This is a genomic window from Phycisphaerae bacterium (genome assembly GCA_018003015.1).
Classification (GTDB): Bacteria; Planctomycetota; Phycisphaerae; order UBA1845; family PWPN01; genus JAGNEZ01.
The window spans coordinates 1-21,782 of sequence record JAGNEZ010000025.1; the positions used below are offsets into that span (position 1 = coordinate 1).

At 65.1% G+C, this 21,782-nt stretch carries 23 protein-coding genes; 12 read left to right on the plus strand and 11 right to left on the minus strand.

What is annotated here, in order from left to right:
* Window positions 1-266: 266 nt before the first annotated feature.
* From KA354_12560 to KA354_12575, 4 genes are all read left to right on the plus strand, one after another.
* Window positions 267-1,583 carry a hypothetical protein gene (locus KA354_12560; GenBank protein ID MBP7935469.1) on the plus strand — a complete coding sequence of 439 codons (1,317 nt, stop codon included), beginning with the start codon at window positions 267-269 and terminating at the stop codon, window positions 1,581-1,583.
* A gap of 43 nt (window positions 1,584-1,626) precedes the next feature.
* Window positions 1,627-1,860 (plus strand): hypothetical protein, encoded by a 234-nt coding sequence (locus KA354_12565; GenBank protein ID MBP7935470.1) that lies wholly within the window; start codon window positions 1,627-1,629, stop codon window positions 1,858-1,860.
* Complete coding sequence (locus tag KA354_12570) at window positions 1,857-3,284, plus strand: hypothetical protein (GenBank protein MBP7935471.1); 1,428 nt, start codon at window positions 1,857-1,859, stop codon at window positions 3,282-3,284. The genes KA354_12565 and KA354_12570 overlap by 4 nt, the downstream gene beginning before the upstream one ends.
* 98 nt (window positions 3,285-3,382) lie before the next feature.
* A complete protein-coding gene (locus KA354_12575; GenBank protein MBP7935472.1) occupies window positions 3,383-4,465 on the plus strand; it encodes a sugar kinase in 1,083 nt (360 codons plus the stop codon).
* Between the two features lie 575 nt (window positions 4,466-5,040).
* On the opposite strand, the gene KA354_12580 is transcribed toward KA354_12575, so the two are convergent.
* On the minus strand, window positions 5,041-5,475 hold the full coding sequence (locus tag KA354_12580) for a zinc-binding dehydrogenase (protein MBP7935473.1): 435 nt from the start codon (window positions 5,473-5,475) through the stop codon (window positions 5,041-5,043).
* On the opposite strand from KA354_12580, the gene KA354_12585 reads away from it, so the two are divergent.
* The 3 genes from KA354_12585 to KA354_12595 all read left to right on the plus strand — a co-directional run bounded on the left by KA354_12585 (window position 5,474) and on the right by KA354_12595 (window position 7,586).
* Window positions 5,474-5,923, plus strand: coding sequence for an N-acetyltransferase (locus KA354_12585; protein ID MBP7935474.1), 450 nt, complete (start codon window positions 5,474-5,476; stop codon window positions 5,921-5,923). The genes KA354_12580 and KA354_12585 overlap by 2 nt on opposite strands.
* A gap of 3 nt (window positions 5,924-5,926) precedes the next feature.
* Complete coding sequence (locus KA354_12590; protein ID MBP7935475.1) at window positions 5,927-6,292, plus strand: hypothetical protein; 366 nt, start codon at window positions 5,927-5,929, stop codon at window positions 6,290-6,292.
* A 298-nt stretch (window positions 6,293-6,590) separates the two neighbouring features.
* Window positions 6,591-7,586 carry a magnesium transporter gene (locus KA354_12595; protein MBP7935476.1) on the plus strand — a complete coding sequence of 332 codons (996 nt, stop codon included), beginning with the start codon at window positions 6,591-6,593 and terminating at the stop codon, window positions 7,584-7,586.
* A 65-nt stretch (window positions 7,587-7,651) separates the two neighbouring features.
* Here KA354_12595 and rmuC read toward each other — a convergent pair whose 3' ends face one another.
* Window positions 7,652-9,235, minus strand: a complete 1,584-nt coding sequence (rmuC, locus tag KA354_12600) for a DNA recombination protein RmuC (protein ID MBP7935477.1) — start codon at window positions 9,233-9,235, stop codon at window positions 7,652-7,654.
* A gap of 289 nt (window positions 9,236-9,524) precedes the next feature.
* On the opposite strand from rmuC, the gene KA354_12605 reads away from it, so the two are divergent.
* Window positions 9,525-9,857, plus strand: a complete 333-nt coding sequence (locus KA354_12605) for a PQQ-binding-like beta-propeller repeat protein (GenBank protein ID MBP7935478.1) — start codon at window positions 9,525-9,527, stop codon at window positions 9,855-9,857.
* A 103-nt stretch (window positions 9,858-9,960) separates the two neighbouring features.
* Window positions 9,961-10,632 carry a DUF434 domain-containing protein gene (locus tag KA354_12610; protein MBP7935479.1) on the plus strand — a complete coding sequence of 224 codons (672 nt, stop codon included), beginning with the start codon at window positions 9,961-9,963 and terminating at the stop codon, window positions 10,630-10,632.
* A 298-nt stretch (window positions 10,633-10,930) separates the two neighbouring features.
* Here the strand turns inward: KA354_12610 and KA354_12615 are convergent, their stop codons facing one another.
* Window positions 10,931-11,179, minus strand: a complete 249-nt coding sequence (locus KA354_12615; protein MBP7935480.1) for a hypothetical protein — start codon at window positions 11,177-11,179, stop codon at window positions 10,931-10,933.
* 225 nt (window positions 11,180-11,404) lie between these two features.
* Between KA354_12615 and KA354_12620 the strand changes: the two genes are divergently transcribed.
* Together KA354_12620 and KA354_12625 are read left to right on the plus strand one after the other, a co-directional pair.
* Window positions 11,405-11,977, plus strand: coding sequence for a flavodoxin family protein (locus KA354_12620; protein MBP7935481.1), 573 nt, complete (start codon window positions 11,405-11,407; stop codon window positions 11,975-11,977).
* 77 nt (window positions 11,978-12,054) lie between these two features.
* The gene (locus KA354_12625; protein MBP7935482.1) at window positions 12,055-12,873 is read left to right on the plus strand and encodes a TVP38/TMEM64 family protein; all 819 of its coding nucleotides are present in this window, start codon (window positions 12,055-12,057) and stop codon (window positions 12,871-12,873) included.
* Here the strand turns inward: KA354_12625 and KA354_12630 are convergent.
* The gene (locus tag KA354_12630) at window positions 12,836-15,739 is read right to left on the minus strand and encodes a hypothetical protein (protein MBP7935483.1); all 2,904 of its coding nucleotides are present in this window, start codon (window positions 15,737-15,739) and stop codon (window positions 12,836-12,838) included. The genes KA354_12625 and KA354_12630 overlap by 38 nt on opposite strands.
* Window positions 15,740-16,176: 437 nt before the next feature.
* On the opposite strand from KA354_12630, the gene KA354_12635 reads away from it, so the two are divergent.
* Window positions 16,177-17,040: a class I SAM-dependent methyltransferase gene (locus KA354_12635; protein MBP7935484.1), complete on the plus strand. Its 864-nt coding sequence runs from the start codon at window positions 16,177-16,179 to the stop codon at window positions 17,038-17,040.
* Here KA354_12635 and KA354_12640 read toward each other — a convergent pair.
* The 7 genes from KA354_12640 to KA354_12670 all read right to left on the minus strand — a co-directional run bounded on the left by KA354_12640 (window position 17,027) and on the right by KA354_12670 (window position 21,703).
* The gene (locus KA354_12640) at window positions 17,027-17,335 is read right to left on the minus strand and encodes a DUF167 domain-containing protein (GenBank protein ID MBP7935485.1); all 309 of its coding nucleotides are present in this window, start codon (window positions 17,333-17,335) and stop codon (window positions 17,027-17,029) included. The two genes, KA354_12635 and KA354_12640, sit on opposite strands and share 14 nt — an antisense overlap.
* Window positions 17,323-18,399, minus strand: a complete 1,077-nt coding sequence (locus KA354_12645) for an LD-carboxypeptidase (protein ID MBP7935486.1) — start codon at window positions 18,397-18,399, stop codon at window positions 17,323-17,325. The genes KA354_12640 and KA354_12645 overlap by 13 nt, the downstream gene beginning before the upstream one ends.
* Before the next feature lies 1 nt (window position 18,400).
* Entirely contained in the window at window positions 18,401-19,198 is a 798-nt protein-coding gene (locus tag KA354_12650) for a BtpA/SgcQ family protein (protein MBP7935487.1), read from the minus strand.
* Window positions 19,199-19,212: 14 nt separating this feature from the next.
* The gene (locus KA354_12655) at window positions 19,213-19,536 is read right to left on the minus strand and encodes a co-chaperone GroES (protein ID MBP7935488.1); all 324 of its coding nucleotides are present in this window, start codon (window positions 19,534-19,536) and stop codon (window positions 19,213-19,215) included.
* 100 nt (window positions 19,537-19,636) lie between these two features.
* A complete protein-coding gene (locus KA354_12660) occupies window positions 19,637-20,158 on the minus strand; it encodes a thioredoxin family protein (GenBank protein ID MBP7935489.1) in 522 nt (173 codons plus the stop codon).
* A 44-nt stretch (window positions 20,159-20,202) separates the two neighbouring features.
* The gene (locus KA354_12665; GenBank protein MBP7935490.1) at window positions 20,203-20,853 is read right to left on the minus strand and encodes a methyltransferase domain-containing protein; all 651 of its coding nucleotides are present in this window, start codon (window positions 20,851-20,853) and stop codon (window positions 20,203-20,205) included.
* Between the two features lie 232 nt (window positions 20,854-21,085).
* Entirely contained in the window at window positions 21,086-21,703 is a 618-nt protein-coding gene (locus tag KA354_12670) for a redoxin domain-containing protein (GenBank protein ID MBP7935491.1), read from the minus strand.
* Between the last annotated feature and the right edge of the window lie 79 nt (window positions 21,704-21,782).

The window sequence follows — 21,782 nt, forward strand, 5'->3', positions numbered from 1 at the left end:
ATGGTGAAATACTCGCTGTTGAGTCTAGTGCACTACTAACAGACGGAAGGCGCCGACCCTGTCGGGCGTGTGGAATCTCCGCCGCGGGTGTTAAGCCCGCAGGGTTCCGTGGGAATCAAGGCTAGGTCAACCCGCCGGGACCGCCAGGCAAACCCGCCAAGACCACCAGGCAAATGAGTCCAGCGCCCCTAACCAGGCCCGCCAAGCGCGTGTCTAATCCAATAAGGCATGCTCCGTGCTCGCGATTATGACCCCAGGAGATCCACATGAGAACTGTCACACGATTTATTACTACATTGATGACAGTCGCCACGGTCATACCCGCATTCGCCCAGGTCGACACCACTGCGGCTGAGAACAAGCTGCTGAGCATGCGGGCCGCCCAGGCGGACGCCTACCGCAAGCTGGCCGAGGCGATCAAGGGTCTCAAGATCACGTCCGACACCTACGTCAAGGACTTCGTCGCCGAGAGCGACTTCATCCAGGCGGCCATGGACACGTTCATCCGAGGCGTGAAGCTGGGCCAGCCGAGGTGGCTCAGCGACCAGTCCTGTGAGGTGCCGGCCGAGGTGACCGTCTCGCGGCTGATCCAGGAGATCAAGCAAGTCCACGCCCGGCACTACAAGGGTGACCGGATCAAGGGTCACGACATCGAGCACATGAATCAGCACGTTCGGACGGAGGTCATCAAGGTCGTGGGCACCGGCGCCCCGCGCCCGGATCTGCCGCCGAACCTGCCGGCCGGCGTCGAACAAGTGATCGAGAAGGGTCCTCCTCCCCCGCCGACCCCGCCGCTCCCGCCGCTCTGGCAGAAACTGGGTCCTCAGGCCCGGATGATGGCTGTCCGGGCGGCCCGACTCGTCGCCTTGAGGAATCTCGCCGAGCGGATTGGCGGCCTGCGGGTCACCTCGAACACCCTGGTTCGCGATTTCGTGACCCAGTCGGACGAGATCACCGCCGTCACCGAGCAGATGTTGGTCGGGTTCAAGGTCACCTGCGAGTACCTCCATTCCAACGAACCGATCGCCGAGGTCACGATCGAGGTGCCGATGGAGTCGGTGATCAACGTGATCAAGGAGCTGCACAGCCGCAGCATCCAGGGAGACCGCATCAAGGGAACGGACGTCACCGAGGTGACCAAGCAAATCCAGCGCCAGGTCTTCGAGGCCTCCGGCATGGGTATACCCCCGCCGCAGTGCGTGAAGCAGGCGGAGGCCGCGTTGCAGACCACCTATCCTCCGTGGGCGACCGGGTGGATCACGATGGACGGCCAAGGCATGGCTCCGAATGACAAGCGGGGCACGCCGCAGGGCAGACTGCTCGCGGCCCGGGCCGCGGAACTGGAGGCCAAACGCAAGCTGGCGGAACACGTGATGGGCCTGCGCATCGAATCGAACCTCGTGGTCGAGGACTTCATCGCCCAGCACGACGAAATCCGGAGTTCGGTCGATGCGGTGATCGTGAACTCGCGGGTCGAAAGGACGACCTTCGACGGCGACATCGCCACGGTGACGGTGGTCGTTCCGGGCATGCAGGTCTGGGAACTGATTGACGGACGGATGCGGGCCGGCCAGGGCGGCTAGTCGGCAAACGGGACGGACGGTCGAGCAGGAAGGAGAGTCTGACATGCAGCGTTTCACGATCGCCCTGGCGTTGGCGGTCCCGGCCTGGACACTGGCCACCTTGACCGGCTGCGGGAGCGAAGTTCGGAGCTACCAGAGCAGCGAGCGAATTGAGCAGGCCGAGCCGAGGATGGTATCTCCCGGCAGCGAAGCGCTGGTGCCTGATCGCGTTGAGCAGACTGAACCGAGGATGGTGTCGCCGGGGACGGAGGTTCTGGTGCCCGACCGAGTGGAATGACTCGGGCAGTTGACGCGTGGTCAGCGACGGCGTGGGGCGGGTGTTGGCGAGCGGCCGGCACCCGCGTTTTCATGCGCCGGCGGCTGGAGTATGATGCGATCATGTCGGTTTCCGGGTCCATGGTTGACCGCTCTCGGCAGAACTCTGGGGCTGAGGGCCGGTCGGGGTGTGGGCGTGTCGTCGCCCTGAGCCTGCTGGGCTGGGCCGCCCTGGTCATGGTCGGCACCGTGGCCCTGGCACAGGAGCCGGAGAGCCAGCCGGCCAGCGTCGCCCAGAGGGCGAGTGACCAGGCGTTCCAGCAGCTGGTCGACGAAGTCATGGCCATCCACCTGGCGGGTGGATGGACCGTGGGTGGCCTGCTTGGCGTGGTGCCCGACGCCGATCGCGGACTCCGAGAGAGCCTTTTGGAATCCCGGGTAGAGCGCCGGGCCAGGCCCCTTCCAGGGAACCTGGTCGAGGTCGAGGTCTCGCTGCCGATGGAGCGGCTGGCGGAGATGCTCCAGGACATTGCCGCCCGGTTCTTTCCGAAGGCGGACCGGTCGGTGGTCGAGATCGAGAGCCGCGGCCGGGCGCGTCTCGCGGGCGTCGGCCGGGTCAGGGCTGACGGGAGCGCGGTCGGGCTGCCGGTCGGGTGGCGGCACTGCGACGAGCACCAGTTGGCCCTGGTTCGAGCGGCGGCGGAGACCGATCTGCGGCAGCATCTGCTGGAGCGTATGGGGCAGTGGCGACTGACGCCGACGCAGACCGTGGGGCAGTTGTGGGGCCGGTTTCCGGCGTTTCGCCGGGCGGTTGGGCGGCGGGTTTGCGCCGTGGCGTTGCCCAAGGCGGTCTATGAGCCGGCAGGCATCTGTCGCGTGTCGGACGAGATCGGCCGGACCGACGTGCTCCAGATCCTGATCCGAGGGGCGGAGGACTCGGGCGATCCGATCGAGGCGGATCTGACGCGGGCGGTGGACCCGGAGTTCCAGGATCCGCTGATTCTGGACGGGTTTGCGGTCGCCCCGGGGATCGCGTGGAGTCTGGCGGGGGCGACCGAGGTTGAGTCGATGACCGGGCGGCCGGTCTGGGTGGAGCGCACGCTGAGCGTCAAGGTCACGGGTCAGCCGCCGGTGAACGTCGCCGGTCGCGAGATCCGGCGCCGGCTGGCGGCGGGGGCTGCCGGGATCGAGGCCAGGCGCCAGCTCTGGCTTCAGATCGAGCAGTTACCTCTTCCAGGTGGCATAGCCCTCGATGGCCTGCTCGCCCACCTGGGCAGGCCGGCGGACGCGCTGTTGGCCATCGAGAACGCCATTCAGCAGACCGAGGGGCCGAGCTTCGACGAGCAGGACAATGCCACGGTCGCGTTCACCGCCCGGCTGGACATTGTCTGGGAGGTAGTCCGAGGCATCTGGCCCGCCAAGGACGCTGGTCGCAAGGCCGGTTGACAAGCCCCCCTGCCCGGCTAGCATGGTTCGCCGGCGACGCGAAGCACCCGCCGAGTGCTTGATTTCACGACTGATGATCGAACGATCGAGGAGGATCGATGGCCGGTTTGAAGGTACGCCAGGACGCATGTGATCTGGACTTTCTTGCCCTTGGGGCGGTGGTTCATCGGCTTGATCCCGGGGTGATTCCGTTCCGCAAGGCCCGCTCGGTGGCCATTCACGTCTCTGGTGGGGAGTACAACGTGGCGGCCGGGCTTGCGGACTGCTTCCGGCTGCGGACGGGGATTGCGACGGCGATGGTCGACTACGGGATCGGCGAGTTGGTCCAGGGCCGGGTGCGTGAGATGGGGGTCAAGCCGTTCTACAAGTGGTTCGAGCACGACGGCGTGCGTGGGCCGAACATCGCGACGGTGTACAGTGACCGCGGCCAGGGTGTTCGCCCGCCGGTGGTGTTCTACAACCGCTCGAACGAAGCCGGGGCGTTGCTGAAGCCGGGCGATTTCGACTGGGTGAAGATTCACGCCGGAGGGGTTCGCTGGTTCCATTCGGGAGGCATTTTCGCGGCCCTGTCGGAGACGACATCGGAGCTGATCCTCGAGGGGATGCAGGCTGCCAGGGCTGCGGGGGCGATCAACTCGTTCGATCTCAACTACCGGGCGAAGCTGTGGGCCCCGATCGGCGGTCTGCCGCGTGCTCAGCAGGTTTTGCGGAAGATCGTCGGCAACGTGGACGCCCTGATCGGCAACGAGGAGGACTTGCAGAAAGGTTTGGGCATCCAGGGACCTGAGGTTGCCTCCAAGTCGAAGCTGGATGCGGACACGTTCTTCACGATGATCGAGCGGGTCGTCGAGCGGTTCCCGAACGTGAAGATGGTGGCGACCACGCTGCGGGAGGTTCACTCGACCAATCGGCATGATTGGGCGGCGGTGTTGTGGTTGGACGGCCGGCGGTACGTCACCCCCACCTGCCAGCTTGACGTTATTGACCGGATCGGGGGCGGCGACGGTTTCGCGGCGGGCCTGCTGTACGGTCTGCTGGCCGGCCGCCCACCGGAGGAAGCCCTGCGGCTGGGCTGGGCTCACGGTGCCCTGCTGACCACGTTCCCCGGCGACGTGACCATGGCGAAGCTCGAGGAGGTCGAGGCGTTCGCCAAAGGCTGTTCGGCGCGAGTGCAGAGGTGAGGTGGAGCGGTCAGGGGTCGGCGGTCAGCGGCCGGCGGTCAGCGGTCAGCGATCAGCGGTCGGCTGCCTGAGCGGCTGAAGGGAGCTTCATAGCCCTGAGTTGGACGGGGGGGCACGGGGCCAAAGCACGCACATCCTTGCGGTTTCCCGGACCAGTTCATCTCACCGTGGCGTCTGCCGGCCAGATCGGAGGAGGGCTTGTCGGGCGGATGGGCGTCAGGGTTTGGGGCGAAACGAACCCAATCGAAGCCTGGTTGTCGGTCGTCGAACCGCGTTATTGATGCCGCCAGAGCGGTTCCTGCCCGGGATCCATGAAAAGCCCGGCGCCAAACGAAGCCAATGTTGCCCCCCCGATGTTGACCTCAAGTGCACCCTGGGAAGCAGGATGTCCGCTTTTGAGGATGTCAAAGAACGCGTTGCGTGGTCGGGGCACGGCCTGGTTACCGGCGGAGGCCGCAGGCACCGCTCGCCATGAAGAACACGGCGGGTGTTCCGAAGGAAGGTCGGAAGCCGGATCGGGGCTCCGCCCTGGCCGGGGTGATGCCTGCCGGCGGGTGGTGGTTGCTGATTGCGACTCACGTTCGCAGGACGGTCTTTCCGTAGGCTCGCGACTCGATGATTTGGTGGTGAGCCTGGGGGGCCTCGGGGAGAGGGATTTGCCAGCCGATCACCGGCGTCAGGGCGCCGTTGGCCAATCCGGCCCGGATGGCCGCGTGGAGCGTGATCTGGTCGGCCTCGGGTATATTGAGCAGGGCCATACCGAGGATAGCGCTGTCGCGGCCCATCGTGGTGCGGGGGTCGATCTCGATTCGGCCGCGGCTGCCGACGACCACGACTCGCCCGTTCTTGGCCAGCAGGGGCAGATCGCGGTCGAGGTTGACGTTGGCCGGTCGTTGTCGCGGGTTCTGTCCTATGGTAGACAATTGCCGGCTCCGGACCAGGGTCATAGAATAGCTCTCGTTTGCCGCCCGGCGCGGCGGGGAGTTGCCCGTGATTCGTCCGGCGACCATGGTCGATGTGCCTGCGATCCACCGGTTGATTACCGGTCATGCCGAGTTCAATCGGATGCTGTTTCGTTCGCACGCCGATCTGTACGAGCACTTGCGGGATTTCTTCGTGGCGGTGGAGAACGTGGACGGGGCGGAGCGGGTGGTGGGTTGTGCGGCATTAGAGCTGGCCTGGCGTGATCTGGCGGAAGTCAAGAGCCTGGCTGTGGCCGAGGGCTGGCAGGGTCGGGGGATTGGCTCGGCCCTGGTCCGGGCGGTGGTAGCGGAGGGTCGCCGGCTGGGCTTGGCCAGGGTGTTTGCCCTGACCCGCGAGGATCGTTTTTTCGGGAAGCTGGGATTCGCTCAGGTTCCCAAGGAGACGCTGCCGCACAAGGTCTGGACGGACTGTGTTCGCTGCCCGCTCCAGGCGAACTGTGACGAGATTGCCGTTGTGTTGAGTGTTGAGTCTTGAATCATGAAGCATGTCCACAAGCGTCGCGGTCGTGTGAAGGCCATCGGGATCGGCATTGCCGCCTTGCTGGTGGGCATCGGCCTGGTGGTTCTGAGTTTCATGATTGCGCCGTCGCCGCAGGAGGCCGGGGCCACTTCTCCGGCAGCCACGGCCCCGGCGAGTTCCGCGCCGGCGACGACCCAGCCCACACGGGAGTCGCAGGAGGAAAACCGGCGTCGGGCCTCGGCCCAGAACATGAGCAACCTGGTCTTCATGTTCGGCACACTCAGTTTCGGGGTGGCCGCGATCTGTGCCGGCTGGGTGGTTTATGACATCCGCCGCTCCCGACCGGCCTGGATGACGCAGACGAAGTTTCCGCGCAAGCGATAGGCTGCGGACGAAGCCGGAAGGCGGACCGGTCTTCAGTGACCGGTCCAGGGATGCGCCTTGAGCGGGAGAGGTTGCCGAGGCGACCTCAGGGTGTCGCGCCCCTCATTGACGTCCGCTGGGCGAGGTTGACCGTCTCAGAGCCTATCTGAGCAGATTTGGTGAGACGGGGAAGCGGCTTGAATCAGCGCCGGCGAGATGCCGGTCGCACACCTACTGAGACAGGGACGAAGGTGTCACGGGCCCGGTTTTGGCCTCCGGGGTTTCGAGTGATGCGGTCGTTCTCTATAATTCCCCCCCGATGAGTCGATTCATCGCTTCCCAGCATTTCGATGACCCGGTGTCGCTGCACATGCGGGCCTGGAGCACTGCCCTTCGCCAAGACATGACCGTGAGCGAGGCGTTGACGGAGCTGCGCACACGTGATCTGAGCGACAAGGTCGTCTACTTGTATGTTACCGATGCTGACCAGCGGCTGGTCGGCGTGGTCTCGACCCGCCGATTGCTGATCAGCCCGCCCTCGGAGTGTGTCCAGGCGATCATGGATACCCAGGTGGTTGCGATCGAGGCGACGGCGACGGTGTTGGAGGCGTGCGAGTCGTTCGGCCAGCACCGGTTTCTCGCCCTGCCCGTCGTTGATTCAGAAGGGCGGCTGGCCGGGGCCATCGACATCGGCCTGTTCACCGACGAGGCGGTCACGGGCTTCGAGCGCCGGCAGGCGGAGCGTGTGTTCCAGCTCATGGGCGTGCACGTGGCCCTTGGGCGCAAGGTATCTCCGTGGCGCAGCTTCGTGGACCGGTTTCCCTGGCTGTTGTGCAACATCATTGGCGGGATTCTCTGTGCTCTGATTGCCGGGCGCTACGAGGCGTTTCTCGACACGGTGATTGTGCTGGCCCTGTTCATTCCGGTGGTGCTGGCCCTGGCCGAGAGCGTGAGCATGCAATCCATGACCCTGACGCTGGTGGGGCTGGAGTCCCAGCGGATTCACTGGCTGCGGTTATGGGGCAATTTACGCAAGGAGTTTGCCACCGCGGCGATGCTGGGTACGGGATGCGGGCTGGTTGTGGGGCTGGTCGCGTTTGTCTGGAAGGGATCGGGTTTGGTTTCGCTCTCCATCGGTGCGAGCATCGCCCTGGCGATGCTCACGGCATGCCTGCTGGGGGTGCTCATTCCGACGACCATTCGCCGGTTCAACCGTGATCCGCGGATTGCCGCCGGCCCGATCGTGCTTGCCTCCGCCGACATCGCCACGCTGGCTTTCTACTTCAGCCTCTCCGGCTGGCTCCTGGGTCGATGACTTGCCCTTCCGGACGGCCGGTTCTCCGCAGGGGTGGGGGGCGCGCATGGCGGACGGGCCGCGGATCAATCGCCAGGCGGGGTCTCGGGAGGTGGATCGTCGCCTGCCGGGGGCGGCAGCTCTGGTCGCATTTCGGTCGCCTGGAGTGTTCGGGGGGTTCGTTCCAAGGGTTCGAGGAGGTTGACATCGGTGCCGGCGGGTGCGGCGTGCAGGTCCTTGAACCGTCGGGCGCAGGGCAGCACCTTGGCTTCCAGTGAGCCGACGGCGTCGTTGTAGGCCCCGACAGCGGTTCCGAGGTTGCGGCCGAGCTTGTCGAAATGTGCGCTCATGGTGCAGATCCGCTTGTAGAGGTCTTTGCCCAACTCGCTGATGTCCTGGGCATTTCGGGCGAGGCTTTCCTGGCGCCAGCCGTAGGAGACGGCCCTTAGCAGGGCGATCAAGGTGGTCGGAGTGGCCAGGATCACGCGTTGATCGACGCCGAACTCGATGAGGGCGGGGTCCTGCTCGAGGGCGGCGCTGAAGAAGGTTTCGCCTGGCAGGAAGAGGACGACGAACTCCGGGGCGGGCTGGAGGTGCTCCCAGTAGGACTTGCGTGCCAGGGCGGTGACGTGGTTGCGGATCTGGCGGGCATGCTCGGCCATTTTCGCCTTGCGTTGTTCGTCGTCGCCGGTCTCGATGGCCTCGAGGTAGGCGGCCAGGGGGGCCTTGGCATCCACCACGATGCTCTTCTCGCCCGGCAGGCGGACCAGGAGATCGGGGCGGAGGCGGCCTTCATCGCCCTCGACGATCTGTTGTTCATAGAAGTCGCAGTGATCGACCATGCCGGCCATTTCGACCACGCGTTTGAGCTGAATCTCGCCCCATCGCCCGCGGACCACGGGGGAGCGGAGGGCCTTGACCAGGTTTGACGTCTCGGACCGAAGCTGGTTCTGGGTATCGATGAGCGACCGGACCTGGCTGCGTAGTGACTCGTAGGCCCCGACTCGCTCCTTCTCGATGCCTTGGATTCGGGTGTTGAATTCCTTGAGCGATTCGGCGACTGGCTTGACCAACTCCCCGATAGCCGCCTGTCGCTTCTCGAGATCGCCTTTGGCGCTTTCCTGGAACTTCTCCAATGAGGCCCGGGCCAGTTCGAGAAAGGACTGATTGTTGCTGAGCATGGCTTCCGACGCCAGGGCCTTGAAGGCGTCGGAGAGCCGGACGCGGGCCTCTTCGAGCAGCTTGAGCTTCTCCTCGGCGAGGCGAGCTTGTTCGGCCAGTCTGGTTTCGAGTTCTGCCTGGGCTGCCTTGAGGGCCTTCTCGGTTTCCTGCAGGCCGGTGACCTGGGCCTCCTTCTCCTTGAGGACGGCCTCGAGTCTGGGGATCTGGCGGCACTGTTCTTCGGCGGCGGATCGTTTGGCGGTTTCCACCTGGGCCTGTTCGCGCATGAGGCCGATGTCGCCGTTCAATCGCTGTGATTCGGCGGCGAGCTCGGCCAGACGCCGTTCGTGGCCCTGGAGTCGCTCCTGGAGGGCGGCGCGTTGGGCTTCCGATTCGGCGCGGCCCAGCTGGATGGCGTCGGCGATGCGGCCGCGGAGCACGAGCCACAGGGCGGCGGCACCGAGGACCAGACCCAGGATCAATGCGAAGACCGGGAGCGTGGAGCCCATGATGCAGACAAGTGTAACTTCGTTGGCCGTCGATACAAGCAGGGTCGGCCGGGCGGGTTTGCCTGGAGGGCATCTGTCCGCGTGGCGATTGGCGTCGAGAGGTATCGCCTGATGACGGTTGCAGCGGATGGGAGCACGTTCCGACCGGGCGATTCGGGTTTCGTTGACATCGTTGCGGCCTGGTTTGTACGATCAAGGAGTGTTTTCCAGAAAGAGGAACGGACGGGTCTCGTCTATCCTCCTGGATGGCCGGTGTGGATCGTCCGCGTGTTTTGAAGGAGGCCTCGCCATGCAACGCCCCAACGGGGAACCCGTGTTTATCGGCATTGCCGGAACGGTTCTGGCCCTGGACCGATCGACGGGTGAGGAGATCTGGCGTACGCCGCTGAAGGGCAGCGACTTCGTCAATCTGGCCCTCGACGGCAACCAGTTGCTGGCCTCGGTGCGAGGGGAGGTATTCTGTCTCGATCCGGCCACGGGCGAGATTCTGTGGCACAATGGGCTGAAGGGTCTGGGTTGGGGGCTGGTGTCTTTCACGAGCCGGTCGATGTCCAGTTCTACGGGATGCGTTATGGCAGCCGAAGGCAGTCGAAGGCAGCAACGAGCGGCGACGGCCACGTGAATCGTGCCCGGCTCGTGCCGACCGACCCGCTTCACGACTTGGTGCGAGGCCATTTGTGCCTGACCGGCGAACCCATCGCGGCCGACATCCCGAGGATGATCGCTTGTTCGCGCCGACGGTCTGGCCGACGCTCTGCCGCGCGGTCGAGGATCTTTCCTGGCTGCTGACGGGCGGATACGCGGAGAAGTCCGCCCTCAAGCTGGTTGGTGATCATTTCCAGCTCAACGAGCGGCAGCGTACGGCGGTGATGCGCTGCGCGTGCAGCGACGCGTCGCTGGCGCATCGGCGCCGGACGGAGGCGGCGGAGGTGGAGGTAGGAGACCAGCCGCTGCTGATTGACGGCTACAACGTTCTGACCAGCATCGAGGCGGCCCTGGCCGGGGGGGTAGTCCTCGAGGGCCGAGACGGCTGCTACCGGGATATGGCCAGCATGCACGGCACGTTCCGGCAGGTGAAGGAGACGATGCCGGCCAGCGAGCTCATCGGGCGGGTGCTGGCCCACCTTGGGGTCGCACGGGTGGTGTGGTACCTGGATCGGCCGGTCTCGAACAGCGGCCGGCTCAGGACGATGCTGCTCGCGGCCGCGGGGCGTCAAGGCTGGTCCTGGCAGGTGGAGTTGGTGGCCAATCCGGATGCGGTTCTGGCGGCCAGCGAGGCGATGATCGCGACGGCCGACAGCGTGGTCCTCGACCGGTGCAGACGCTGGTTCAATCTGGTTCGCCGGGCCATCGCCATCGGGCTGCCGAGTTGCCCGATTGTGCGTCTGCACGCGTGACGCCGGATTTGCCGCGCAGGCCCGATGCCTGGAGAGCGGGCGGAGGCGGTCTCTTTGCCGGTCGGGGATGGGCGGAAGGCGATGGCCCGCCTGCGAAGGGGAGCCGAGCGGGGTGGGAGTTCAGGCGAGGTACCGGGCGCGGACCTGCGTGGTGATCGAGGTTGTTCGGAAAGGGCACGGCAGGCAACAGGGCTCGTCGTGCAGACCCTCAGTGTGGTCCGCAAGGCGAGCCCTGCCAACTGGAAAGGAGCACGGAAACGCTGTGTGGTTACGCCCGGGGGGGGCGAAGCTCTGGTTATCAGACCGATGGTACGGTTCCGCCGCCCATGGTGGTGCTGGCCGGCTGGGTCCCGGAGGTGAACATCGCCTGGATGGCCTGGAAAGCCGTCTCGGTGATGCCCTGGCTGGCGGCGACGGCGGTCTCACCCAGCCCGTTGATCAGGGCGTCGGACACGTCGGGGTCGCAACCTGGGATGGAGAACGCCGCTCCCAGGCCCATCGTCATCAGCGCGATTTCGAGTTTGCGAACCATGGCACGGAGTCTCATACTGTTCCTCCCGGTCTAATTCACCGTGTGGCAATAGGTTATAATGTGCCCGCGAACCGGCGGGCCACAAGCTCCGGGGCTCAGGGTGCGTCGTGGGAAGCCTGGTTGCCGAGCGGCCGGAAGCCGGTCCACGCAGGATTCGCCGTGCGCTCTTGCCCTGGTCCATCCGGTTTATCGGTTGGCGGGGTTATCGGGTTGAGTTAACCGTGGAATGGAGGTGTGACCATGCGAATTCTGACCGTCAACGGCAGTCCCCGGCCTCATGGCAACACGGGCGTCATGCTCAAGCGGGTCTCCTCGGTGCTGGTCGAGGCGGGCCACGAGGTCGACGATCTGTTTCTGGAGGCGTACGACCTGCGACCCTGCGGGGCGTGCATGGCCTGCGCCCGGGAGCGGGACGGGAAGTGTCATGGTCGAAATGACGACGGCAACGCGATCATCGCCCGGACCGTAGCCGCGGACGTGATCCTGCTGGGCTCGCCGGTTTATTTTGGCTCGTTGACCGGTCAGATGAAGGCGTACCTGGATCGGGTTGGCTTCGTCAGCCGGGTGAGCACCCAGTTTCTCAACCGCAAGATCGGGGCGGCGGTGGTTCCCGCCCGCCGGGCGGGGCAGCTGTTGACCTTCGCGGAGCTGAACATGTGGTTTTTGATCAACGGCATGATTGTTCCGGGCAGCACGTACTGGAACGTGGGTCAGGGCATGAAGGAGGGGGACGTGGCCGGGGATGCGGAAGCGATGACGACGCTGGATGAGCTGGCCAAGAATCTGCTCTGGCTGATGGAGAAGACGGCTTGAGGGAGCGGAGGGAGGCGAATCGAGGTGGAACGTGTAGCCACGTTGACGGGCAAGGCCTAGGATCCTACCCTTCCACCGTGAATGAGGGATCACGACCGACGGAAGAGCGATCGCGCTCGACGGAGTCCGGTGCGTCCGAATCGTTCAACGCCTCGGGTCCGTGGGATGCGCGGAAAGTCATTGCGCTGCTTCGTCATCTGGGTCCAGCGGGTGTGCTGGCGGTGATCTCGGCCACGCTTCCGGCGCTGGGCGGTTTTGTGTTGCTGGGGTCTTTGAGCTGGACGGGGAACTGGCTGCGTGGCCAAGGCGACCAGGGGGTGTTCATTTACGTGGTCGGCTACTCGCTGCTGGCGGGTCTTGCCTTGCTGCCGACTTACGCCCAGTCGATCACCGGCGGTTTCTGCTTTGGCCGGTTCACGGGGTCGCTGGCCGCCCTGGGGGGGATTCTCGGGGCCGCGACGCTGGCCTACGTGATTGCCCGCCGGGCCTCGGGCGAGCGGGTGGTGAGGCTCATCGAGGAGCAGCCGAAGTGGAAAGCAGTATATACGGCTCTGGTTGGTGGTGGTTTTTGGAAGACTCTGCTGATTGTCGCGCTGCTGCGCGTCCCGCCGAATTCCCCGTTTGCGATCACCAATCTGGTGATGGCTGCCACCAAGGTGAGCTGGCCGGTCTACGCCCTGGGCACGGTGGTGGGTATTGCCCCGCGGACGGTCTTCGCGGTGTATGTCGGGGCCCAGGTGACCGAGCTGAGCACGGGCAGTTTCTCGTCAACTGGGCAGTGGCTCATCACCCTGGTGGTCGGACTGGTGGTTCTGGCGATCATCGGGGCCATCGCCAACCGGGCGTTGAGGACGGTGACTACGGGCAGCTGTCCGGAGCGATCTGACCGACGTTGAGACGGACGCGGGTGAGGTCCAGGACATTGATTCGCCCGTCTGCGGAGAGATCGGATCGGAAGTTGGCGGCGTTCACCGGCTCGCCCAGGGTGGAGCGTACCTTTCCCATGTCCAGGGTGTTGACGCGACGGTCCGCGTTGACGTCGCCGGACATGACCGTGAAGCAGAGGGTTGCGGAAACCGGGCTTCCCTCCTCTGAATTCACTATACCAGGGAATACCACCTTGAGAGTCTCGCCGTCGTTGACCCCGCTCAGCAGAATGGTGGCCGTGGTTTCGGCGACGACGAGGGCGTCCACCCGGCCGCTGGAGAGGCCCACGCTGGCCACATCGAGGCCGTTGACCGTCTGCACCGGCCGGTCGAACGAGACGATCAGCAGGCTCGGTCCGCCGGCCCGGGGCTCGATCGCGTCTCCGGCCGTCACATCGATGCCGAAATCACCTGCCCCGCCGTGGGTCTTCACCGAGACGGCGCTGGTCAGCTTGGGGGTTGCCGCGTGCACACAGCCCCCGGTCTGGGGGTCGCAGTGGTCCTCGGTTCCGGGATTGCCGTCATCGCAGTAGACGGCTTGGTGAAGACACGCGGACTGCGGGTCGCAGCGGTCGATCGTGCACAGGTCGCCGTCGTCGCAGGATTTGGGCGCGTTCACGCACTCGCCGACTTGAGGATCGCAGCTGTCGTCGGTGCAGACATCGTGGTCGTCGCAATCCTTGGCGATATGGATGCAGCCGTTCTGGGGGTCGTAGCCGTCGGCGGTGCAGGCATCGTGGTCATCGCAGCCGATGTTGACCGTGGGCTCGGCTTCGACGGCATCGCGATAGAAATACCAATCGACGCCCATGGTCACGCTTGGGGCATCGGTGCGGGCGATCTGCCAGGTCAGATCATCCGCGTTGTCCGAGCCGAGCACCTCGAACGGGCCGGGGGGCAGCTCGCCGCCATCCCACCAAAAACGCCCCACGTTTCCGACCCGCCGGAACCGCACGGAGTGGAACGCGTTGATGTCGCCCAGGGGGACTGGCCCGGCGACGGGCACATACCGGGAGCCCCAGCGAAACTGCACTCCACTCTGGGGAGGGAGGCCGCTGTGGTACGAATCGATCCAGGGGCCGTACGAGCCGGAAGCCTGAAGGGCCACGTAGCTGTCTGGATCGACCTTCAAGCGCATGTGGTATTCGTGATCGCGAGGACGAAGGAAGTTGGAGTCCACCCTGGCCCTGGGAATCACCGGCGACTGGGATGCGAATGCCAGGAGATTCGCGACCGAGAGGAGGGTGGTGGCATTCTGGCTGTCGTCGATTGTGAACCAGGGGTGGGGCCACTGGGCGGCGTTGGAGACGAAGTCCCGGGCGCTGCCCCAGAACACGGTTGAGATGGCCGGTGCAGACCGGGGCAGATGGGGGTTCCAGCCGGCGTCGAACCATCGACCCGTGCCGCCGACACCGGGGGTGCTGGATTCGCGGGCGTTGCAGCCGACGTAGATTTCCAGACCCTCGCCCGGCACGTAGAGCATGGACGGGCGATAGGCTCCGATGCCGAACCAGCCGGACGCCGGCTCCAGAACGGTGGGCAGCAGGAGGCTGAAATGCAGCCCGTCCTCCGACCGCAGCATGTAGACGTCGTGTTTGCTGGTCTTGTTCTCCCGGAACGCTCCGAAACTGCCCATCAGCCAGTAGACTCCGCCCTCCCTGATCACGTCGAAATGCCAGGGTCCCCAGAGGCCTTTCGGCAGCCCCATGTCGGCCGTGCCCAGCGTGGTCCAGGTCACCCCGTCCTGAGAGCTGTAAGCGACCATGACCACGGTGTTCGTGCCCAGCAAGTTCATCGCCCACATTCTCAAGCTGCCGTCGGGTTCCTGAATCACGGTCGGGCTGGTGAAGCTGTTGTAGGGGCCCACCAGGCTGGTGGGGTTGAAGGCCGAGATCTGGACGCCCGTCCAGGCCCCGTCGGTCGAGGTCAGGTCGTCAAAGAAGACCGCGTGCCCGACGGAGTTGGTGCGGTGGTACACGCGGAGCGTATCGGTTGCAGGCCCGCCGCTGGGCAATGAGCCCGCCCTCAGGAAGACCGCCTCGGGATCCGAGTTGTTGCCTCCGTCGGGACCCGAGGGCGGGCCGACAATCCAGTTGTTGTGGTACTTCCATGCGGGATTTGTGGCCACGTCCGGTGGCCAATCCCAGGTCAGTCCCCGGTCAGCACTGAGCCAGACCTCGGGGTTCTCGAGTTCGTTGGCGCTCAGGGCCGGGCTGGGATTCTGGGGGAACATGGTGTCCACGAGCACGCGGTTCACCGTCGGCGGCGTCTCAGGGGACAACCGACACATCCAACCTTCGGCCGGTACCACTGTCGGGTGGGTCGTGGTCTTGCCCGGCGGGTCGGTACGGAGAGCGAGACGTATGCCCTCGCTTGCGAGCAGGCGGGCGGTCAGCGTGGAAGGCTCATAGCGTGGTCCTCCAGGCGGCTCGCAACTGTAGGTGATGAAGCCCGAACCCAAAGGCAGCCGCGGCACACGAACCCAGAAGGTGGCGGAGACGCCAGGCTGTTCATCCATCATCCAGAAGGGAATCGGTGTGGCTGCATCCAACCCCTGATAGAACCTCACGCTACCGAAATCAGGAGGAAAACCCCCGAGCTGGACCTGCTCGGCCGTCAGCGTGATCAGCACGGTGTGCTCGACCAGGGGAACGGGGCCGCTGTTCCGGATCTCGACCACCTCGGTTCTCGAGGCCCCGTGGACCGCGAGGCACAAGAGGCCCACCAGCGCGGCGGGCATCAGCACCCCGCAACGGACGCCGACCCGTGCCCAGCCGGGTTCCAGCCGCCAAGCCGTCAGTCGTTTCAGCCAGACGGTCAAGCTCTGAAGATCCATTGACTCCCCGGCACAGAGATATCGCCTAACGCGTCATGGTGCACACCGTGACCTGATACCCTCAGACTCTAGCCCAAGCGCATGAAAAGAAGATGAGGCGAGCATGAAGTTGCCTTTATTGTCTCGAGCCTTCCCGGAGCCTCGCCTTGTGGAATGCCAAGTGCTTTGTTATCGGACTCACGTCATGCAACGACGCGGGCTTCGCAGGACCCACCCGCTGCGCGTTCTCACGGCATCCGAGAAGAGCATCGTCCGCGTACCTCGGCGGGCGTGGTGGGCCTTTGGACCGACCCTCGCATCGTCCAGGGCTCGCGGCGTACGATCCGAGGGGCAGCAGGCCGCGGCCGGGCCGGCGGCCATCTGTTCCGTTCGGCTCCGTGTGCCGATAACACGTGGGGAGCGTTGTTCTCCGAGACGATGACGAGGAACCGTGTTCGATGGACCATGACAAGAGCATTGTCCGGACGTTCTACGAGCATTTCGGCTGGAGCCGGGACGCGACCGGCGTCTACAACGACGTCGTGCTCTTCGAGGACGGCCGGCAAGTGGTCCAATGGTACTACCTGCAGACCAACCGGCGCGTGCAGAGGTACATCCCGGCCAAGGGTCGCTTCTTCCTGGATGCCGGCTCGGGACCGATTCCCCACCCGGAGTACCTTGAGCAATCCGCGGGCTATGATCGCCGGGTGTGCGCGGATTTCTCGTTCGAGGCCCTGAAGCAGGCCCGCGAGAAGCTTGGTGGTTTTGGGTTCTACGTGCAGGCGGACATCACGCGCCTGCCTTTCAAGGACGGTGCTTTCGACGCGGTCGTGGCGGCCCACATCCTCTACCACGTGCCGGCCACCGAGCAGGCCAGGGCGGTTCGGGAGCTGCATCGGGCCACGGCCCCCGACGGTGGCTGCGTCATTCTGTACACACGGAAATACCCGCTCCTGGCGAAAATCAAGCGGCTGTTTCGCGCGGAGCGGTGGTGTGCCACGATTCCGGGCTTCTATCGCCTGCACAAGGGGTGGTCGAGGCGACGGTCGGCCAAGGAGCAAGCCGGCGGGCAAACCGCGACCGCCCGGCCGCCCCTCTACGCCCACGCCTATCCCTATCGCTGGTTTGAGCAGTCATTCCCGAAGAGCTGGCGGCTGCAGGTTCGTGCGTGGCGGGTGATGGGCACGGCGTTCTCGCGACGATTCGTGCCCGACAATCTGCTTGGGGGGCTCTTCGTGAGACTCCTCTACCGCATCGAAGACCTCTTCCCGCGGCTGTTGCTCCGCGTCGGGCGATACCCGATGATCGTCATTCAGAAGTGAACAGCCTGGCGACGTCGGCCGCGGTGACCCCGGTGATCCGCAGGGATTTCCGCGGCGAGCCGTGACCGCTGTCGACGTTCACCTGCTGAGCGCGGATCCCCAGGGTCCTGGCAACGAGGGTGCAGACCGCCTTGTTGGCCGCGCCCTTCTCCGGCGGAGCCGACACCGCGATCTTGAGGGCCCCGTCAAGCTCGCCGACGATCCGGTCGCGTGACGCCTTAGGCACCACCTTCACCGGAAGCAGCACGTCGCCGCCTTGTTGCCTCAACTCGATCACGGGTGTTACCTCGCCCATTCCCGCCAGGGAATCTCGATGCTCACCGACGGCTTATGCCGAGCCCGGCGTCGGCAGACCAGCGTGACCGGGCGGTTCATGGGTAACGGGGCGATTGGCCAGACATGCCCGAAGTTGCCGATTCGCACGATCGGCGTTCGCCGTTCCGGCAGATGGTAGCGCAGCACCCTGCAGGCCGCAGCGGTCAAGTTGTCGTCCTTGTTGTGGAAATCGCCGAGGATGACGCCCTGGGCCCGCTCAAACAGGCCGGCCAGCTTCAGGGCCGCGATCATGCGGTCGATCTTGTCGGCGGGTTCGTTCAGATCCTCGATCGCCAGCCATTTGCCGCGGGTATCGATCGCTCCGGCGAACCGCGAACCGAGCAAGGGCATCAGCAGACTGAGGTTGCCGCCGGTGATGGTGATGCGGCTGCGTGAAGGCAGTGAGCCGGCCAGCAACTCCCCGGCCGGCACGCGCGGCATGCCCCTGCCCTCGACGGCACCGGCGACTTCGCCGAAGAACTCGGTGAACTTCCGGGGGAACTCGGCGGTGGCCCAGCCGGCGGCGAATCCCTGTTGCTCGTCGGCGGACATCTTGGTCGGGTCGACCAGGGTGCTGATGTTCTGGAGGGCCCAGCGTTTCATTCCCGCGAAGATGAAGATCGGTCCCAGATCATACAGACCGACCGCCCGGGGATACTGACCGGCGATGGCCACCAGTGTGGTCATCTCACTGAAGCCGAAGATGTGGATCATGTTCCGGCGGCGTCTGAGCACGTTCCAGTCGATCTGATCGAGCAGCCGGGTGAACCACGCCCCGCCACGGATCGTGACCAGGGCGGCGACGCGGTCATCGGCCAGGACGGACTCGATTTCCCTGGCTCGGGCATCATCGTCCGAACGACCACCCTGGTTATCGACTTCGCTGGCCAGGATCATCCTCGCGTTGGCGGTGACTTCGTACTGGTCGCCGGCACCGGCCTGGGCCAGCTTCGCGAGCCCGGCCACGTTCCTGACGCCCAGGCGCTGGAGGGCATCGGGAGCCGGGCTGCCGACCGCGGTGATGTGAATGCGGGGCTTGACCATGCTATCGACTCCTGGCGGCCTGGACCACCGCTCGGGCCCGGGACGGATCGACCGGAGCGGTGGTCCGGCCATCCTGCTTGATGGCCGTACCGATGATCGCGCCGTCCGCAAGTTGGAGGAGGTCCCTGATGCTGGCAGCGGATGCGCCGCTGCCGACGTAGATCGGGCGATCGGGGACCGCCTGGCGTACGGCCCGAAGGTCCTCCAGACGGGTGGGCTTGCCGGTGGCCGTTCCGCTCACGATCAAGCCGTCGGCCTTGCCGCGATAGGCGGCCTCTTCCGCCGCCTCGGCGATACTCGGATTGGACACGGGCAGGGCGTGTTTGACGTGGACGTCGGCAAGAATGGCGACGTCGGCGTTCAGCCGGCGGCGATAGCGGAGGGTTTCATCCGCTTGGCCCGCGATGATGCCCTGGTCGGTGGCATACACGCCGGTGTGCACGTTGACGCGCACGAAGGCCGCCTCGGTGGCGGTGGCGACCGCCAGGGCGGCCCGGGCGTCGTTGCGAAGCACGTTGATTCCCAGTGGCAGCTCGACCGCGCGGCGCACGCAACGGGCGACGACGGTCATGGCCGCCACGGTGTGCGGATCGGCCTCGGTCGCCCGGAAGGGTGCATCGCCGAAGTTCTCGATCATCAGGGCGTCGAAGCCCGCATCGGCGAGGGCCTTGGCGTCGGCGACGGCCAGGCGGACGATCTCGTCGAGATGATGTGATTCCGAAGGGCTGCCCGGCAGGGGGCACAGATGGACCATCCCGATCAGCGCTCGAGGGGGAAGCGGTCGCGGGGATGTGCGCATGGATGCCTGTCGCGTCAAGAGCGATGCCGGAAGACCGCGACCACGTCGTCAATCGGAACGACGAAGAGTTGGTTGCCCGGTTCGAAGTCCACGGGCACGGAGCCCTTGGGGTTGAACAGCACCTTGTCGTACTGGCGAATCGGGAAGTTGTCGTCCGCCGCAATCTGGGCGGAGACCGAGACCACGCGTCCGGTGATGGTCGGGATCTCGATGTTGTCCGGCAAGGCGATGCCGCCCTTGGTTGCCTTTTTGTCTTCGTCCTTGCGTATCAAGACTCGTTTGCCGAGCGGTTCCACCGTCTCGAACTTGGCCCTCTGGCGACGGATATCCCGCTGCATGTCCTCTCCTTGCGGTTGAAGGTTGGATGCACCGTAGCAATGTCGCGGATTATACCGAGCGATGGGCACAATGCCAGTGAAAAATGTGGATATTGCGATCTCAGGGCTGCCGATCCGGTGACGCTGCCGGATCGCGCGGTGGCGAGCGAGGCGTGCTCTGCGTGCCGCCGGCCCGCGCCTTTCTGATGAAGTCGATGAAACGATCCTTGGGGATGTAGCCGACCTCCATCCGATAACTGCCGTCCGGCTTGACGATCACGAAGGCCGGCGTGCTGTTGACGCCGTACTTGCTGAGGTACTGGGCATACTCGGCCGAGGAGTCCTTCTCCAGAAGGAGATTGATGGTATCCTGCAGCAGGGCTCCGACTTCCGGGGCGGCCACGACTTCGCCGTGCATTCGGTTGGAGTCCTCGTTCATCCACCACTTGTAGAAGATGAACAGGTCCTTGCCCTGCTCGCGAGCCTGGTTTTCGGCGGTTTGATAGTCCCATCGCCAGCGGTAGTCCTGGCAGCCGGCCGCGAGCAGGAGGCTGCAAGCCAGGACTCCGCGCAGCCGGACGGACGCGGCGGCCATGGGTGAACAGATCGCGGAGCCGTGATCACGGGAGACGGTCCTAGGCATCTGGATTCTCATCTGAGGAATGACGTTGGTGCGCGGGTGTCCGCCTACGCAGCCACAATCCGCTGAGAGGGCTGCGACTGCGGGCGGTTGGTAATGAATACGATCTGGAACAGGTCCACCTGGTCCAGCTTGTAACGGAAATCGACTTCCAGGCCGGTCTCCTGGATCAGCTCCTGCAGGCACAGATCGCTCCGCCATCCGAGGTGCTGACAGAGGGGGCAGAGCCACTTCTCGATCAAGCCGATGATGCGGTTGCTGGAGCGGAAGTGGTTGATGATGACCATCTGGCCGCCCGGCCGGGTGACGCGCCGGGTTTCCTCGACCAGTTTCACCGGATCGCTGACCACGGTGATGACGTGGCTGAGGAGTACATGGTCAAAGGCATGGTCAGGGAACGGTAGGACCAGGGCGTTGCCCAGGCAGAGGTTGACGAAATCGAGGTTGTGCTGTTCGATTCGCCGACTCGCCCGGCGGAGCATGCCCTCGCTGAGATCGATCCCAGTGACCTTGGCATGCCGGGGATAGGAGGGCAGGGCCAAGCCGGTGCCGACGCCGATGTCGAGGACCTTCTCACCGGGGCGGATATGCATCTGCTCGATGGCTCGGGTGGTGCGGCGATGGACGATCCCGGGCCAGAGCATGTCGTAAAAATAGGCCCAGACGTTGTAAATGCTGCGCGTCGTTTTTTCTTGCATGGGGCAGCGCCCTCAAGTCCTTGCCATGACCAGAAACTAGCTTAGCCATGGATCGCGGGCCACGCAAGCCGCCGGTCTACCCCGGCGGGGGCGTTTTTCGGGCGGCGAGAACGCGGGTGTCGGTCCCCCGGCAGCGGCCCGGCGGCAAGAAACGGGCTTCGCAATGGGGCGCGCATGGGGGTGTGGCGCTGCTTATCGGACATCAGGCCGGGGGCTGGGGGGGGTAACCGACTCACCGGGCATACTTGACAGTGCAACCATACGGTTCGGTGCGGCTCTTAGCCACATCCCGGCCGGCGAGCAAGTCTTCGACAGCCGCCCCGACGAAGTTCTTTTCGCCCTGGTCGTCGATTGCCCCGGTGTAGGCCAGCTTTCCGGTCTTGTCGATGACGAAGAGATGGGGCGTTTTCGTGGCGACGAAGGCGTGTCCGGTTTTTCCGTCCGGGTCGAGGAGCACGGGGAAGTTGAGTCCGGTTTCGGCGGCATAGACGCGGTTGGCCTCGGCCTTCTGGCCGGCGGTCGAGTCCACGCCGAGCCAGATGACGCCCTTGGCGGCGTACTTGGCGTAGGTTTTCTGCATCACCTGGTCGACCTGTTTGCCCCGGCTTACCGGACAGCCGGGATTCATCCACTCCAGGACGACGATCTTGCCCTTGAACTCGGATAGGGTAAATGCCTTGCCGTAAGCATCTTTCAGGTTGAAGTCCGGCGCCGGCTTTCCGATCTCGGCGGTTTTGGCCACCTCGGCTTTGGGCTGGTTCTCACCAGCGGACGCCGCCATGCTCGCCGCGAAAGCTGCAGCGGCTGCCAGGGCGATCCCGAGCGGTCCGTAGAGACGCATTGTGTTCACGTTTGATCTCCTTTCGTTCTGGTCAGTGATCGTTTGACTCATCGTCCGATAGCTTATAGTCACGGGGAGGATTCCCGAC

Bases quoted from the DNA above. Each gene is read 5' to 3' on its own strand.
- rmuC (MBP7935477.1), bottom strand. From the start codon at position 9,235: ATGGGCTCCACGCTCCCGGTCTTCGCATTGATCCTGGGTCTGGTCCTC.
- KA354_12575 (MBP7935472.1), top strand. From the start codon at position 3,383: ATGGCCGGTTTGAAGGTACGCCAGGACGCATGTGATCTGGACTTTCTT.
- KA354_12650 (MBP7935487.1), bottom strand. From the start codon at position 19,198: ATGCGCACATCCCCGCGACCGCTTCCCCCTCGAGCGCTGATCGGGATG.
- KA354_12645 (MBP7935486.1), bottom strand. From the start codon at position 18,399: ATGGTCAAGCCCCGCATTCACATCACCGCGGTCGGCAGCCCGGCTCCC.
- KA354_12570 (MBP7935471.1), top strand. From the start codon at position 1,857: ATGACTCGGGCAGTTGACGCGTGGTCAGCGACGGCGTGGGGCGGGTGT.
- KA354_12585 (MBP7935474.1), top strand. From the start codon at position 5,474: ATGGTCGATGTGCCTGCGATCCACCGGTTGATTACCGGTCATGCCGAG.
- KA354_12590 (MBP7935475.1), top strand. From the start codon at position 5,927: ATGAAGCATGTCCACAAGCGTCGCGGTCGTGTGAAGGCCATCGGGATC.
- KA354_12630 (MBP7935483.1), bottom strand. From the start codon at position 15,739: ATGGATCTTCAGAGCTTGACCGTCTGGCTGAAACGACTGACGGCTTGG.
- KA354_12620 (MBP7935481.1), top strand. From the start codon at position 11,405: ATGCGAATTCTGACCGTCAACGGCAGTCCCCGGCCTCATGGCAACACG.
- KA354_12580 (MBP7935473.1), bottom strand. From the start codon at position 5,475: ATGGTCGCCGGACGAATCACGGGCAACTCCCCGCCGCGCCGGGCGGCA.
- KA354_12605 (MBP7935478.1), top strand. From the start codon at position 9,525: ATGCAACGCCCCAACGGGGAACCCGTGTTTATCGGCATTGCCGGAACG.
- KA354_12655 (MBP7935488.1), bottom strand. From the start codon at position 19,536: ATGCAGCGGGATATCCGTCGCCAGAGGGCCAAGTTCGAGACGGTGGAA.
- KA354_12560 (MBP7935469.1), top strand. From the start codon at position 267: ATGAGAACTGTCACACGATTTATTACTACATTGATGACAGTCGCCACG.
- KA354_12595 (MBP7935476.1), top strand. From the start codon at position 6,591: ATGAGTCGATTCATCGCTTCCCAGCATTTCGATGACCCGGTGTCGCTG.
- KA354_12660 (MBP7935489.1), bottom strand. From the start codon at position 20,158: ATGCCTAGGACCGTCTCCCGTGATCACGGCTCCGCGATCTGTTCACCC.
- KA354_12665 (MBP7935490.1), bottom strand. From the start codon at position 20,853: ATGCAAGAAAAAACGACGCGCAGCATTTACAACGTCTGGGCCTATTTT.
- KA354_12615 (MBP7935480.1), bottom strand. From the start codon at position 11,179: ATGAGACTCCGTGCCATGGTTCGCAAACTCGAAATCGCGCTGATGACG.
- KA354_12565 (MBP7935470.1), top strand. From the start codon at position 1,627: ATGCAGCGTTTCACGATCGCCCTGGCGTTGGCGGTCCCGGCCTGGACA.
- KA354_12635 (MBP7935484.1), top strand. From the start codon at position 16,177: ATGGACCATGACAAGAGCATTGTCCGGACGTTCTACGAGCATTTCGGC.
- KA354_12640 (MBP7935485.1), bottom strand. From the start codon at position 17,335: ATGGGCGAGGTAACACCCGTGATCGAGTTGAGGCAACAAGGCGGCGAC.